10 protein-coding genes are annotated in these 15301 nt (G+C 37.6%); 4 read left to right on the plus strand and 6 right to left on the minus strand.

Annotated features, from left to right (window positions below):
• Nucleotides 1–13: 13 nt before the first annotated feature.
• The 5 genes from BM143_RS22710 to BM143_RS22730 all read right to left on the minus strand — a co-directional run bounded on the left by BM143_RS22710 (nucleotide 14) and on the right by BM143_RS22730 (nucleotide 9155).
• On the minus strand, nucleotides 14–2179 hold the full coding sequence (locus BM143_RS22710; RefSeq protein WP_090027540.1) for a TonB-dependent siderophore receptor: 2166 nt from the start codon (nucleotides 2177–2179) through the stop codon (nucleotides 14–16).
• A gap of 32 nt (nucleotides 2180–2211) precedes the next feature.
• Nucleotides 2212–4413, minus strand: a complete 2202-nt coding sequence (locus BM143_RS22715) for a TonB-dependent siderophore receptor (RefSeq protein ID WP_090027542.1) — start codon at nucleotides 4411–4413, stop codon at nucleotides 2212–2214.
• Nucleotides 4414–4566: 153 nt separating this feature from the next.
• Nucleotides 4567–7641 carry a preprotein translocase subunit SecA gene (gene secA / locus BM143_RS22720; protein WP_090027543.1) on the minus strand — a complete coding sequence of 1025 codons (3075 nt, stop codon included), beginning with the start codon at nucleotides 7639–7641 and terminating at the stop codon, nucleotides 4567–4569.
• 127 nt (nucleotides 7642–7768) lie between these two features.
• Complete coding sequence (locus BM143_RS22725) at nucleotides 7769–7990, minus strand: DUF2795 domain-containing protein (RefSeq protein ID WP_002662059.1); 222 nt, start codon at nucleotides 7988–7990, stop codon at nucleotides 7769–7771.
• Nucleotides 7991–8132: 142 nt separating this feature from the next.
• Nucleotides 8133–9155 carry a GDP-mannose 4,6-dehydratase gene (locus tag BM143_RS22730; protein WP_090027545.1) on the minus strand — a complete coding sequence of 341 codons (1023 nt, stop codon included), beginning with the start codon at nucleotides 9153–9155 and terminating at the stop codon, nucleotides 8133–8135.
• A gap of 86 nt (nucleotides 9156–9241) precedes the next feature.
• On the opposite strand from BM143_RS22730, the gene BM143_RS22735 reads away from it, so the two are divergent.
• Nucleotides 9242–10039 (plus strand): DUF2797 domain-containing protein, encoded by a 798-nt coding sequence (locus tag BM143_RS22735; protein ID WP_090027547.1) that lies wholly within the window; start codon nucleotides 9242–9244, stop codon nucleotides 10037–10039.
• Between the two features lie 35 nt (nucleotides 10040–10074).
• Nucleotides 10075–12729, plus strand: coding sequence for a hypothetical protein (locus tag BM143_RS22740; RefSeq protein ID WP_090027549.1), 2655 nt, complete (start codon nucleotides 10075–10077; stop codon nucleotides 12727–12729).
• A gap of 39 nt (nucleotides 12730–12768) precedes the next feature.
• Here BM143_RS22740 and BM143_RS22745 read toward each other — a convergent pair whose 3' ends face one another.
• On the minus strand, nucleotides 12769–13119 hold the full coding sequence (locus BM143_RS22745) for a hypothetical protein (RefSeq protein ID WP_047456460.1): 351 nt from the start codon (nucleotides 13117–13119) through the stop codon (nucleotides 12769–12771).
• A gap of 173 nt (nucleotides 13120–13292) precedes the next feature.
• On the opposite strand from BM143_RS22745, the gene BM143_RS22750 reads away from it, so the two are divergent.
• Both BM143_RS22750 and BM143_RS22755 read left to right on the plus strand, forming a co-directional pair.
• Nucleotides 13293–13487: a hypothetical protein gene (locus tag BM143_RS22750; protein ID WP_034724644.1), complete on the plus strand. Its 195-nt coding sequence runs from the start codon at nucleotides 13293–13295 to the stop codon at nucleotides 13485–13487.
• Nucleotides 13488–13608: 121 nt separating this feature from the next.
• On the plus strand, nucleotides 13609–14655 hold the full coding sequence (locus BM143_RS22755) for a PA0069 family radical SAM protein (protein WP_090027550.1): 1047 nt from the start codon (nucleotides 13609–13611) through the stop codon (nucleotides 14653–14655).
• Nucleotides 14656–15301 lie beyond the last annotated feature (646 nt).

Raw genomic sequence — 15301 nt, forward strand, 5'->3', positions numbered from 1 at the left:
AACTTTTGATTATTTAAAATTTATATCCTATTGATAGTCTCCAGTTACGCGGAGCATTGTAGATCCATGCGTACGAACCGTCATCTGATCTGTAGCCACTGTAAAGCTTTCTGTTCAGAACATTATTCAGCAATAGATTAACATCGAATTTTTTAGCAGTATAAGAAATACCGAAGTTGGTGTCAAAATAATCTTCCAGGCTCTGGTCGTATTTTGCGGTGGTTCCAAACCAAGACTGTCTTCCTCCCTGGTACTGATATCCTGCAGAAATACCGAATCCTTTTAGATTGCCATGTTCGAACCTGTAGCTTAACCATGTATTTTGTACGTTTTTAGCATTTCCGGGAGATTGCTGACCTATTTTTGAAGCATCACTGTCTTTGATCGTTTTAGCATCTGTATAAGCATAGTTGATCACTACATTTAATCCTTTTACAATTTCTCCTTTAATATCAGCTTCGAAACCTCTGGCTCTCTGTTCACCAGTAGCTACTGAAAGACCACTACCGGGACGAGCGGGATCAGATGTAAATATATTTTGTCTTCTTATATCATATACTGCAAATGTTGAATTCCATTTCCCGCCAAACCAGTCTTTTTTAATTCCGACTTCAAGGTTCTGGCCTCTGAAAGGTGTGGTAAGAGGAACACCTTTAGGATTAGTTTCAGAATACTGCACAGCTGATTGTGGTACAAATGTTTTATCAAAAACCCCGTATGCGGAGAAATCATCACTGAAAGAGTAGCTTGCTCCAACTCTTGGCGTAAATTCACCTGCTTTATCTTTAGGAACAATATTTCCTTCGGAGTAAAATGGATATCCTGCGAAAGTAGTACCGCTTGTATATCTTCCTGCTAAAGTAAGACGCAGCTTATTATTGAACATTTCTATCTGATCCTGTGCATAATAAGAAGTATACTTTACGCCTTGATCGTTATAGAAAGGAGCTGAAGAGTTTAAAGTATAAAAACTGTCAGGAGGTAGTGTAGAAGGATTTACTCCATACTGTACATTCTGAATATTGATCGGATAGACTCCTGGACCATACCCAGAGAAGTCTGCATTGTATTTCCTGTCTCCGTAGTCAAATCCTGCGATAATTTTGTGAACGATGTTCCCTGTATTCAGACTACCTCTTAAATATGTCTGGAAAATATGGTTTTTCCCAACAGCCTGCCAGTTGCTTACTGTTCTGTTGAAGATATTTTTATCGTTCGGATCAAAAGTTCCCCACCATGAACCACCGTCATAGTTCATATCCATATAGGCATACTGCGTACTCCACACCCAGTCTTTGAATAATTTCTGATCCAAAGTCAAGAATAAGCTCTGATCTTTTACTTCAGTTTTTTTGAAGTTTGGGTCGTTAAAGTTAGTATGAACATTTAATGAAGCATAACCGTCTTGAGACATTAAATAAGCTCCCGGCTGATTGAATTTTAAAAACTGATAATTATACTGTGCCGTGAATGTCGTTGTTTTTGTTGGTCTGAAAGTAATAGACGGAGCCACAATTATTTTGCTGGTCTTATCATTTTCTGACCATGATTTGTTGGAACTACCCATTAGGTTTAAACGGTAATCCAAAACACCGTCCTTCACGATAACACCGTCAAGATCTGCTTCTCCTCTGAAAAGATTATAGCTTCCCGTTGTGAATCTTACACTGTTTGCAAATTTTCCTGTTGGTTTTTTCGTTACCACATTGTAAAATCCTGCCGGATCACCCATAGATCCCATGAATCCTGCCGGTCCTTTTACGAATTCTATCCTGTCAATAATAGATGCGTCGGGGTTGATAGGTCCCCACGTAGAGGAAACATTCATTCCGTTCATATAAGTAGCGATACTTGCTCCTCTCATGAAAACATTGGAATACACATTGTCCCAGTGTTCTACTTTTCTGGCACCGCTTACGTTACGGACAATTCCTTCAGACATATTTAAAGTGATCTGGTCATTCAAAACCTGACCGCTGATGGACTGTACGTTTTGCGGAAGTTCAATAATCGGGGTTTGCAGTCTTAATGATCCTGAAACCTCGTTAAGTTTATATTTCTGATAGTATCTTCCGTTGACAACAACTTCTTCGATGTCATTTGATTTAATCGTGTCTTTTTGCTGAGCTAAAGTTAACATAGATGTTAATAATGCTGCTCCTATCGTTATTCTTTTCATTGTTTAAATAGTGTCTGAATTATGGTAATGGATTAAAACTTGTAAGTAAGAGTTCCCACTGCATTAATGAGCTTCTGTGGATTGGCAGTAGTATATCCTATCCAGTAGCGTTCATTGGTGAAATTGTCTACTTTTACTCCTATCCTGAATCTTTTAGTGTCATAATAGGCGCTTGCGTTCAGTACAAAATAAGAAGGCAGAGTAAATACATTTTCAGTAGCTACATGAGTAACCGGATCAGTCTCCACATTATTGACAATCTTATTTTCGCTGGCGTAGTTTCCACCAACTCCGAATCCTAAGCCTTTAAGTTTTCCATCAAGAAACTGGTAGCTTGCGTATAGATTAGCCAGATAAGGAGAACCTGACGTATTCGGTCTTCTGTCTAAAACGGACTTATCAGACTGGGTGTATTTCGAATCATTATAAGTAAACCCTGCAATGGCTGTAAAACCTTTTACCAGATAAGCGTTCACTTCAAGCTCAACACCTCTGCTTACAATAGTTCCGTCCTGTATCTGTGCATTGGGAGCATCTACGGTAGGCACATTTCTTAAAACATCCTTTACTTTAATGTTGTAGTAACTGAAAGTAGAAGATACTTTTCCATTAAAAAGGCTTGTCTTAATTCCTCCCTCCATTTGGTTGGCCTGTTCAGGAAGCGGTGTGTTTGTCGCTCCCGCTCCGTCTACATAATAACTAAGGTTTTTAAAACTGTTCTGATAATTCCCGAAAAGAGAAACCTTGTCTTTGATTACTTCATACACAACCCCAAGTTTTGGAGAAAAGAAAGTCTGATTCATTTTCTTTCCATCCGCAACATCAGCTCCCGGTTTATTGTTGAAATTGTCAACACGTAAAGCCATCAGCACATTCAGATTGTTCGTTATGTTCAGGACATTGGATAAGTATACGGCGTAGTTTTCCTGTGTTCCGGATATTAAGTAGGGTTTTTCATTTCCTGCCATTCCATTGTACATGGATTGAAGAGCTGCTCCATTGAAGTTGGTATAGTTGAAGCCCGGCTGATGTAATGGGACAGGTACAGACTCACCGGCGGCATTTTTGTCGAATCCGTTTACATCATAGAAATTCTGATTGTTGTTTACCCTTAAATAATCAAATCCTAAAACTACACGGTTTCTTAAGTTTCCGATTTTAAAATCTCCGTTAAAGTTCTGTTGGAAATTGATTGATTTTTTTCTGCTGTCTCGCGTAGACTGATCACTTCTGTACATGCTGGTAGCATCATCACCCATAAAATACAGATAAGGCATAAACCCTTCTGAATAGCTGGAAGAACTGCTGAAATTGGTAGAAGAAGTGATAGAATTTGAAATTTTATACTGAACCTGCCCAAAGAAATTGATGCTTCGTCCCGTATTGGTAAGGTCTTTTCCTAAGTATGAATTTTTGTAATCCAGATTAAGATTCCTGATGTTATTCACCTTCTGCAAATATTTTCCTGAATAAAAGAAGAACGTCTGATCGCTCATACTCTTCATTTGGAATAATTCCATATCCAGGTTAATGCTTAATCGGTCTGTTGGTTTATAGCTTAAGCTTGGCGCAATTGCTAAATTTCTTCTGAAACCTTCTGTCTGAAATGTACCTTCGTTGGTATAAGCAGAATTTAAGCGGAATAGAAGTTTCTTATCATTCGTTAGGGGAGTGTTGATGTCTACGGCGGCTCTGTACGTGTCATAACTTCCTCCTGCAAGACTTACATTTCCTCCGAAAGTCTCAAAAGGTTTTTTTGTTACACGGTTGATAACACCTCCATAACTGGTCAGCAAGCTTCCGAATAATGTTCCGGATGGACCTTTTAAAACCTCAAGTTTTTCAAGGTTCACGGCATCTATAGTACTGGTTACTGCTCCAAGAACTCCGTTTCTCAATGAATTGGATGAAACAAATCCTCTTAAACTTACATAAGCTCCACCATCACCGGCTCTTCCATTAGATGTCCACATGGTTTGCAGACCCGTAATGTTTTTGAAAGCATCATCAACGGTAAAAATTCCCTGATTTTCTAAAATTACTTTATCTACGCTCGAATATACCTGTGGGTTTTCAATAGCTTTTAAAGGCATCTTATTGGAATAATCACTGTCTTTTTTGACATAGGTGTTGATGATCACTTCATCAATGCTTTTTAAGGCTGTTGAATCCTTTTCCTGGGCAGAGACCAGTAGAGAACCCAGCAATGAGGCACAGATCAGTACTTGTTTCATGAAAGTCAAATTTTTTGCAAATATATTGTTTTTAATTGTTCTAAATAAATAACAGGATTGATATTTATCATGAATTCATTAGGCACTAAATAACAAAACCCCGCTTCAGTCTGTGCTGAAGCGGGGTTTTTATGAGATTTTATTATTAATTCCTTAAGCAGGGATTTCTCCTTTGTATAAGAAAGAGATAATTTCTTTGTTCATTTTGTCTACCATTTCACTGAATAAGTGGAATGATTCCTGTTTGTAAATCACCAATGGATCTTTCTGCTCGTAAACGGCACCTTGAGAAGATCTTCTCAGGTCATCCATTTCACGAAGGTGAAGTTTCCAGTTTTCATCGATGATGGATAAAGTGATATTCTTTTCAAAATCATTGATTAAACTTTCACACTGAGTATCGTAAGCTTCTTTCAGATCAGCCACAATTGTCATTGTTTTGTGTCCGTCTGAGAAAGGAACCTGGATCATTTTAAACATGGAACCCTGATTCTGATACACATTCTCAATGATAGGGAATGATTTTTCTTTCAGTAAGTTCAGTTTCATTTTATAATCTTCCTGAGCTGCCTTGAAAACAAGATCCGTCAATTCAGGAATCTGCTTGCTCTTGAAATCATTTTCAGAAACCGGAGATTCCATGGTGAAGAACTTAATGATATCGAATTCGAAATCTTTATAGTTTCCTGTAGCTTTTCCTTTGGTAACAATTGAATTTGAAACATCAAAAATCATGTTCGTAATGTCATACTTAAGGTGATCTCCAAAAAGAGCATTCTTTCTTCTCTTATAGATCACGTCACGCTGTTTGTTCATTACGTCATCGTACTCAAGAAGTCTCTTTCTGATCCCGAAGTTGTTTTCTTCTACTTTCTTCTGCGCTCTTTCAATAGACTTGCTGATCATAGAATGCTGAATCACTTCACCATCTTTATGACCCATTCTGTCCATCATTTTCGCGATTCTCTCAGAACCGAAAAGACGCATAAGGTTATCTTCAAGAGATACATAGAACTGAGAACTTCCAGGGTCACCCTGACGTCCCGCTCTACCTCTAAGCTGTCTGTCTACACGTCTTGAATCGTGTCTTTCTGTACCGATAATAGCCAAACCTCCTGCTTCTTTTACTTCTTTGGAAAGCTTGATATCCGTACCACGACCTGCCATGTTCGTTGCAATCGTTACAACGCCCGGCTGTCCTGCTCCGGCAACGATCTCTGCTTCTTTCTTGTGAAGCTTCGCGTTCAATACCTGGTGTGGGATTTTTCTTAACTGAAGGGCCTTAGAAAGTAACTGAGAAATTTCAACAGAAGTAGTACCTACCAATACAGGTCTTTTGGCTGCTGTTAATTTTTCAATTTCTTCAATAACGGCGTTATATTTTTCACGGTTAGTTTTGAAAACTAAATCCTGTCTGTCATGTCTTAAAATAGGACGGTTGGTAGGAATCACCACAACATCTAATTTGTAGATCTCCCAAAGCTCTCCCGCCTCTGTTTCAGCTGTACCGGTCATCCCCGCAAGCTTGTTATACATACGGAAATAGTTCTGAAGTGTTACCGTTGCAAAAGTCTGCGTAGCGGCTTCAATTTTTACATTTTCCTTAGCTTCGATCGCCTGGTGAAGACCGTCTGAATAACGTCTTCCTTCCATGATACGACCTGTCTGCTCGTCTACGATTTTTACTTCCCCGTCAATCACTACATACTCATCATCTTTTTCAAATAATGTGTAAGCTTTTAACAGCTGGCTCATTGTGTGTACACGCTCAGATTTTTCTGCGAAGTCAGAGAAAAGTTTTTCTTTAGCTTCGAATTCTTCTTCTTTAGAAAGATTTCTGGCTTCAACTTCAGCGATTTCTGTTCCGATATCCGGAAGAACAAAGAAGTTATTGTCAGAATTCCCCTGAGACATATATTCTACTCCTTTATCGGTAAGATCAACCTGATTGTTTTTCTCTTCGATAACGAAATAAAGATCTTTATCTACGATCGGCATATCACGGTTGTTGTCCTGCATGTATTGCGCTTCCACTTTCTGAAGCAATGCTCTGTTTCCGCTTTCCGATAAGAATTTGATTAATTGTCTGTTTTTAGGAAGACCTCTGTAAGACTGAAGCAATTTGAATCCTCCTTCTTTTGTGTTTCCTGCAGCGATTAATTTTTTCGCCTCATTAAAGAGTGCAGAAACCGTTTTTTTCTGAACTTCAACGATTCTGTCGATAGAAGGCTTAAGAACATCAAATTCCTGTCTGTCTCCCTGAGGAACCGGACCTGAAATAATCAATGGTGTTCTGGCATCATCTACCAATACGGAGTCAACTTCATCCACAATAGCAAAGTTCAATTCTCTTTGCACCAGTTCTGAAGGTGAAGTTACCATGTTATCTCTCAGATAATCGAAACCGAATTCGTTATTCGTTCCGTAGGTAATATCCGAGTTGTATGCTTTTCTTCTTCCGTCTGAGTTCGGCTGGTGGTTATCGATACAATCGATAGACATTCCGTGGAACTGATAAAGAGGGCCCATCCATGCGGAGTCTCTTTTAGCAAGATAGTCGTTCACCGTTACTACGTGAACACCTCTTTCAGAAAGTGAATTTAAGTAAATAGGTAATGTTCCTACCAAAGTTTTACCTTCACCGGTAGCCATTTCGGTAATTTTACCACTGTGAAGAATAACCCCTCCGATAAACTGAACATCATAATGAACCATGTCCCAAACTACAGGAGTTCCGGCAGCGTCCCAGGAGTTTTTCCAGATGGCAGTATCTCCCTGAATCTCTACGAAATCTTTACCCGCTCCGGCCAACTGTCTGTCCCAGTCTGTTGCTTTCGTACGAATCTCTCCGTTCTGAGCCCATCTTCTCGCTGTTTCTTTTACCAGTGCAAAAGCTTCAGGAAGGATCTGACCAAGAACTTTTTCTTCGATGTCGTATGATTCTTTTTTAAGAGCTTCAATTTTTGTGAAAAGAGCTTCCTTTTCATCTACGTTAGGTGAATTTTTCACCTGCTCTTTTATCTGTTCTATCTGCGCTGTAATTTTGCTGGTTGCAGATTTAATATTGTCTTTAAATTCAGCAGTTTTTTCTCTCAGTCCATCATCAGTCAACTGTTGAATGGCTGGTTCTACAGCTTTGATTTTTGTTACAACTTTTTTTACTTCTTTTAGGTCCTGCGCTTTTTTGTCTCCCAAAAACCCTTTAAGAACTTTGTTTAAAAAACTCATAAATTTTTTGCTTTATGCTTAAAGCAATATGCTTTAAGCGTTTTACTGACACGCTTATCGTGTGAATTTTATATATAAAAAAGGGCAAAAAAGCTCTAAGCGCATTGCTTAAAGCTTATTGCTTTAATTAATATTCGTCTTCGTTCCAAAGGAAATCCTCGTCGGTAGGATAATCACTCCATACCTCTTCGATAGATTCGTAGATCTCTCCTTCGTCTTCAATAGCCTGAAGGTTTTCTACAACTTCCATGGGTGCACCAGTTCTGATTGCATAGTCAATAAGTTCTGCTTTTGTCATCGGCCAAGGCGCGTCACTTAAATAGGAGGCTAGTTCTAATGTCCAGTACATAATTTTCTAATTTTTTTGCAAAAGTATAAAATTAGCTTATATTATACGCTTTTTTATACTTGATTTTCAATTCTTTTTGATTAATTTTTGTTCATTGTCCGTCATAGACCGCATTACAGCTGTTCCGACAACTTACATGATGTCATTTTCTCAAAAACCATTCCACAAATTTTTTTATGCCATTTTGGAAGTCTGTGTCTGGTTTGTAGTCTATTAATGTCTTAGCTTTTGTGATATCTGCATTGGTTTTCTGGACATCTCCCGGCTGCATTGGCAGAATTTTGCGGGTGGCAGAAATTCCAAGGGTATTTTCTATGGCATTCAACATTTCAGATAAAGTGATGACCTCGCTTTCTCCAAGATTAATAATTTCGTAAACCCCGGAATGATTTTCCAGATAAAGGATGGATTTCGTGATTCCATCAATGATATCATCAATATAGGTATAGTCTCTGGCCGTGTTTCCATCGCCGTAAAAAGGGATTTCGTGACCTTCTGAGATCAGTTTTGTAAATTTATGAATGGCAAGATCCGGCCTCTGTCTCGGCCCATAAACGGTGAAGAAACGGAGCTGGATCATGTCAATATGATACAGATTATGGTAAACATGTCCTAAAACTTCGCCACTTTTCTTTGTTGCAGCGTAAGGCGAAATAGGGTTGTCCACATTATCGGTTTCTGCAAAAGGTGTTTTTTCGTTATTTCCGTAAACACTTGATGAAGAGGCACAGATGAATTTATTGATATTGAATTCCTTACAAAGCTCCCATAGGTTCATGGTGCCGCGAACATTTACTTCCTCGTATTCCAGAGGTCTTTCAATAGAAGGACGTACGCCTGCCAGAGCTGCCAGATGAATAATAAGGTCGATTTTATGGTTTTTGAAGATGGTTTCAAGCCCGTTTTTATCCCGAATGTCCTGATAATAGAGTTGGTAGCTGTCTGATTGGGAAATAGTCATTAAATGTCTGATGTCTGTCTCTTTGTCCGAAAAATTAAAATCGTAATTTTTATCGATAGACGCTAAAGTATTTTTAATTTTTATCTGATAATTGTAGAAATCATCAAAATTGTCAACGTTTATGACAGAATGTCCATTTCGTAATAATTTTTCTATTAAATGGGAACCTATAAATCCGCTTCCTCCAGTTACAAGATAAGTCATTTGTGATTTTTTAATGTCGCAAAAATATAAATTTACTTTTTGAAAATATAATCATTAAATTTACTTAAAAAAGTAATATAAACAGTATGCAGTTTCAAGGGCAAATTTTAAAAATGACGAGTTTCGACGCACAGCCGATCCAATATTATCTTAATCTTTCAGGGGATCTTATCCATATGAACGAGCTTTTCGGAAAGGAACTGCGTATAAAGCATACCGGATTTCAGTGTGTCAACTGTGGAGAAAATAAGCCGATTTACAGAATGGGATTCTGCAAGAGCTGTTTCTTTGAAAGCCCTTACGCCAGTGATACCATCATTCGTCCGGAACTTTCCACAGCCCATTTAGGCGTTGCAGAACGTGATCTGGAAGTGGAAAAACAAATCCAATTGCAGCCTCACACCGTATATTTAGCATACACCGGAGATGTAAAAGTAGGAGTAACAAGAAATACCCAGATTCCAACAAGATGGATCGATCAGGGTGCCACTTTTGCACTGCCGATTGCCAGAACAGAAAACCGTTACGAAGCGGGAATGATAGAAGTTGCATTAAAAGAACACCTTCCTGACAAGACCAACTGGAGAAAAATGCTTCAGGATGATTTCGAAGGAGAAATTGATCTCGCCGATTTCCAGCAAAAAATCAGACAGTATTTTCCTGATGACTTCCAAAAGTTCTACAGTGAAGGGGAAGATTTGTGGAGATTTGATTACCCTTTTGAAAAACCGTCGAAAGTAACTTCATTCACATTAGATAAAAAACCTGAATTCACAGGAAAGCTTACCGGAATAAAAGGACAGTATCTGAGTTTCGATAGTGCCGATTTTATGAATGTTAGAGGGCATGAAGGCTATGTCATCGAGCTGGAGATAAAAAATTAATCTTATATTTAAGATGACAAACACCAAATTACAATATGAAAAAATGGGTCAAAAAGTTATTAATAAGCCTTGGAGTTCTGCTGCTCATTATTTTAGCCGCGAATTTCGGACTGAATATATGGCTTAAAACCCAACTTCCTGATTATATAAAAAAGAATACAAATTATAAGGTATCCTACAAAACACTGGATGTAGATCTAGGCTCTGGGAATATTTTCGCTGCGGGAATTACCGTAAACAGCAAAGACCCACAAAACACCAACGTTATTGGCCTTCAGGGAACGATTGATACCTTAAAAATCAGCCGTTTTGGGATTTATGATGCTATTTTTAATAAAAGAATCAGCTCATCTGATCTGTTGCTGGCTAGACCTAACTTAAATATCAGTCTTGCAAAACCCGTAAACCGTAAAACCGGGAAAAAAAGAAATCCTGTCCTATTTGAAAATATCAGGATCAATAAAGGAACGATTAATATTTTCAAACATACAAAACAAAAATTTTTATCTGTTCAGCAATTGGACTTGTTTGTTGAAAACCTGCAGATGACCGAAGAATCAGTAGAGGATAAACTTCCTGTAGTTTTTGACCGTTATTCTATTAAAGGAAAAGATTTTTTCTTCCGCCCGGATAATGTATATGCAATTACAATAGGAAATATCACGACGTCGGATGGTCAAATGTCAATCGGAAATTTCAGATTGATTCCATTGTTGTCTTTTAATCAGTTTAAAAGATTCTATCCTCAAAAACCTAAACTCTTTGAATTCTCCATTCCAAAAATGGATTTTAAAGATGTGGTTTTGGCTAAAAACAAAATTTCACTGGCTAATGCAGATTTTCAAAACCCTGTCCTTACCGTTTACAACACGGGAGTAAAACCTAAAAAGGCTGAGAAAAAACTGAATTTTGAAGTTAATTTAGAAGATATAAAGTTTAGTAACGCTGCTGTACTCATTAATAAACCAGATGGAAACAGATTACTTTCTGCAAAAGCATTGAATGTGAAAGTTAATCAGTTGAAATTTGATAAAGTCACCGCAGAAGCGGTAATTCCTGTCGGATATAAAGATTTTCATTTTTCAGGAAGAGATATTCAGTATTCAAATCACCAGAACTTCACGGTTGAAAGCATTGCACTAAACCCCAAAAGCGGGGAAATCAGAAATCTGGTATTGTCTCCCGGAGTTCCGGAGGCGGGAAAGGGTTCAATGGATCTGAAAACCGGACATATTGCCTTTAATATCAATAAATTTGAATTTGTTGAAAAGAAACTGAATCTGGATCTCAAAGATGTTCTGGTTGAAAATGTAAGCGGAATTGTTAAAGCAGGAGTTAATAAACCAAGGAAAAATTCAGGACCGGGAATCATCAATTCAATCATAGTCCGGAAAATGTCCCTCAAAAATTCTGATGTTGTTTATGATAAAGGAATGCAGCCACTCGCTTTTCATGATCTGAATGCAACGGTCAATACCATTGAAATAGCACCTAAATCAAATAAACAGGGACTTTCCTTTAAAGTGAAAGATTATTTCCTGACAACAAGGAATTTTGCCTACAGAACAAAGTTTTATAATTTAAGCGCCGGACTTTTAAAATTGAATAAAAATAAAGTTCAGGTTAATAGTTTTATCATGAAACCGCTCGTTTCGAGAGCACAGTTTATCAAAATGATACCTGTAGAGCGTGATCTCTATGACATCAAAGTTTCTCAGATAGCAGCAGACGGACATTGGGATTTGTTTTCTGATAATAAATCGATCAATGCTTCCCATGTGACAGTTCTCGGGGCAGATGCCAATATTTTCAGGAGTAAGATCCCAAATGATGATCCGAAAGTGAAACCATTGTATTCCAAACTGCTTCGTTCGATAAAAATTCCGATGACAGTCAATAATCTTGATCTGAAAAATTCCGTTTTGGTGTACGAAGAAGATACACCCGAAAGTGCAGGCCCGGGAAAACTGACATTTGCAAATTTTAATATGAACGTTAAAAATCTGAATTCTGCCAAAACAAAAGGAAAGCCTACAAAAGTAGATATTAAGATCAATTGTTCATTCATGAATCTTGCACCTCTCTCCGTAAACTGGAATTTTGATGTATCCGATCACAACGACAATTTTGCCATTTCAGGAAAAACATCCAATCTTCCGGCAAGCGGGATCAATCCGTTTATCAGACCCTATCTTCATGTGACGGCCACTGCCGGAACTATTCAGGAAATGCTGTTCAGTTTCAAAGGAAATCCTGCAGGACTGCACGGAACGTTCAATCTGAAACATAAAGAACTTAAAATTGCCGTCTTAAATAAAAACAATCAGGAAAAGAAAGGAGTACTGACAGTTGTGGCGAATCTCTTTATCAGATCTGATTCCGGAAATTACCCGGAAGCTGTAGCCGTGGAAAATGTTGAAAGGGATCCAACGAAATCATTTTTCAATCTTTTCTGGAAAGGAATTGAACAGGGATTAAAGAAAACACTGATCGGAAAGAATATCGATAAAACTGAGAAAACGGTAAAAAGTGCGGTTTCTTCTGTAAAGGAAGTCAAGAAAACGGTAAAAGAACTGAAGCAGGAGATCAAAGCAAAAAAGGCAGAACCTAAACCAGAGAACGAGAAAAAGGAAAAGAAAGGCTTTTTAAAAAACATCTTCAAGAAAAAAGAAACCCCCAAAACGGAATAGTTCGGGGGATATATTTAGATCTTCTGGTTGAAGGAAGTATTAAAAATTAAATTCTTCACTTTCCTGAACAGGAATATCTCTCAGGAACTCATCAAACTTTTCACCAGGATAATTACTGTCTGCTCCATAAGAATCGATGATCATTCCACGGTTTCCGGCATTATCTTTTAAAACATACAAAACCGCATTATCATCAGGATTGCTGTCGCCTTCAAAACGATAAGTCTTTAAAATGATAAGCTCAGAAGGTTGGTATACTTTATCTGAATTCTCAAATTTCATCTCACATTTGTCATTCATTCTGAATTCTCGATGTATTCCTCTCTCTGAAAGGGTTTTCATAACCTGGCTTAAGGTGGTCATTCTGTCGGTATATTCTGAATTATCCATAATATTATTTTTATAGGGTAGTACAATAATTAAACCATTGATTTGCTAAATTTAATAAAAAAGGCAATTACATTTTTCAACGAAATAAAGTTTAATGTTAACAAAATTTATAATTTGAATCAGAAAAATAGGTACGCTTTTTGCAGTAGGTATCGTATTAAATCGGACGAAATATGAAAAAAGAAGTTGGCGTTTTACTGGCAGGAGGTGTTGGTCTTTTGGCTGTATTAGGTTTTATTGGATTAAAAAAGATATTGACTAAAAAAGATAAAAAATATAGTGATACCTATTCGGATTATCACAGACATTTTGATGACAAAAACCACGAAGATGAATATCACGGAGTGGAATTTTACGCACTGAAGTAGTAAAAGAATATATTTAATTATGTGAAATCCGGCTCCTTTTTAAGGGTCGGATTTTTCTGTGGATAACTTTAATGTTAAAACTCATTATTTAATTAGAAATCCATTCTAATTTTACACCATAATGCAAAACGAGAATTTCAAAAAAGGTCAGGGCGCACAGTCGAACGTTATCAATCGTTTCGACAGGTATACCTATGAGCCTGAAGATGAAGATTTCGAAGCGGTAAAAACCTCTTTCACCGAAGTTTTTCCAAAAAGCATTGTGAATCAGGTGAAAAGTGAAGACCTCCCGATGGAGTATTCCATGAATCCTTATCAGGGCTGTGAACACGGATGTTCCTATTGTTTTGCAAGGCCTACTCATGAGTACTGGGGCTACAGCGCCGGAATTGATTTTGAAAGAAAAATCATGGTGAAGAAGAATGCTCCTGAACTTTTGGAGAAATTTTTTCAGAAAAGGGGTTACAAGCCCGCGTCAATTCTGCTTTCTGGAAACACAGATTGTTATCAGCCGGCAGAAAGACAGTTTGAGATCACCCGAAAACTTCTTCAGGTTTGTCTGGATTACAGACATCCTGTCAATATTCTGACAAAAAATGCACTTGTTCTGAGAGATCTGGATATTTTAAAGCCCATGGCAGAACAGAATCTGGTTTCTGTTTCACTCAGTATTCCTACTGTCAATGAAGAGCTGAGACGGAAAATGGAGCCTCGTACCAGTTCAGCTCCTAATAAATTAAAAGCTATAGAAGTTCTTACAGAGAATAAAATTCCTGTTCATGTTATGGTGGCGCCAATTATCCCTGGCCTGAACAGTGATGAACCGTTGAATATTTTGAAATCGATTTCAGAGGCAGGCGCGTTGAGTTTCGGATATACATTAGTGAGATTGAATGATACCGTAGAACCTGTTTTTGTCAATTGGATTGAATCTCATTTTCCGGACCGGGCACAAAAGGTTTTAAATCTTATCCGTTCTATGCGTGGCGGAAAGCTTGGAGACAAAAGATATTTTGAAAGACAAAGGGGAGAAGGGAATATCGCGGAAATGATTCATACTACATTTAAGATCGGAAGAAAGAAGTTTTTCGATGGTAAAGAATTCCCTAAACTTTCCACAGCGAATTTTACCGGAGCAAAAGATCAGCAATTACGACTCTTTGATTGATAGATCTTATTTCTTATACCTTATATATATGATGGCAGATGTATGATAAGGTATATAATATATATGTATAGTATCAGATTCAATAGGAGCGGGCTTCAACCTGCTTATAAGATACGCACATTGAATAAGGCTTCAGCCAAAACTGTTTGATTGATAGATCTTGTTTCTTGCACCTTATATATATGACGGTAGATGTATGATAACAATTATATATTATCAGATTCAATATGGGCGGGCTTTAGCCCGCTTGCAATATGTATACACACAAAAAGGCTTTAGCCAAAGCTTACGTACAAATGAAAACCTTTATTTCCAGGCTTCTTCCGCCAAAATAAAATCCGACACCACCGGAAACGCCGGATTAAATCTAAAATCCGGCGATATCATAGGCTTGGAAAAGTCCTATGCCGAGTTTTTAAGCCTGATTTATGAACACGTAAAAAGGTAAAATCACTATTACAGAAAAGGGAAGTCGAAAAATTAAACATTAGTTTAAAATTTTTCTCTCTGCTTACCAGTGTTTTACGATTTAATGGGGCTTGTTCATGAATTTTATGTTAAATAAACTTGTTTTGCGTATGAATAAGTTGTTATCTTTGCCCCACTGAAAAACGAGAGTAGGACAGTAGCACAGAAGAGCTTTTAG

Source organism: Chryseobacterium oleae (genome assembly GCF_900115055.1).
Taxonomy (GTDB): Bacteria; Bacteroidota; Bacteroidia; order Flavobacteriales; family Weeksellaceae; genus Chryseobacterium; species Chryseobacterium oleae.

Excerpts from the sequence above, each read along its gene's own strand:
- BM143_RS22710 (WP_090027540.1), bottom strand. The coding sequence starts at position 2,179 with ATGAAAAGAATAACGATAGGAGCAGCATTATTAACATCTATGTTAACT.
- BM143_RS22715 (WP_090027542.1), bottom strand. The coding sequence starts at position 4,413 with ATGAAACAAGTACTGATCTGTGCCTCATTGCTGGGTTCTCTACTGGTC.
- secA (WP_090027543.1), bottom strand. The coding sequence starts at position 7,641 with ATGAGTTTTTTAAACAAAGTTCTTAAAGGGTTTTTGGGAGACAAAAAA.
- BM143_RS22725 (WP_002662059.1), bottom strand. The coding sequence starts at position 7,990 with ATGTACTGGACATTAGAACTAGCCTCCTATTTAAGTGACGCGCCTTGG.
- BM143_RS22730 (WP_090027545.1), bottom strand. The coding sequence starts at position 9,155 with ATGACTTATCTTGTAACTGGAGGAAGCGGATTTATAGGTTCCCATTTA.
- BM143_RS22735 (WP_090027547.1), top strand. The coding sequence starts at position 9,242 with ATGCAGTTTCAAGGGCAAATTTTAAAAATGACGAGTTTCGACGCACAG.
- BM143_RS22740 (WP_090027549.1), top strand. The coding sequence starts at position 10,075 with ATGAAAAAATGGGTCAAAAAGTTATTAATAAGCCTTGGAGTTCTGCTG.
- BM143_RS22745 (WP_047456460.1), bottom strand. The coding sequence starts at position 13,119 with ATGGATAATTCAGAATATACCGACAGAATGACCACCTTAAGCCAGGTT.
- BM143_RS22750 (WP_034724644.1), top strand. The coding sequence starts at position 13,293 with ATGAAAAAAGAAGTTGGCGTTTTACTGGCAGGAGGTGTTGGTCTTTTG.
- BM143_RS22755 (WP_090027550.1), top strand. The coding sequence starts at position 13,609 with ATGCAAAACGAGAATTTCAAAAAAGGTCAGGGCGCACAGTCGAACGTT.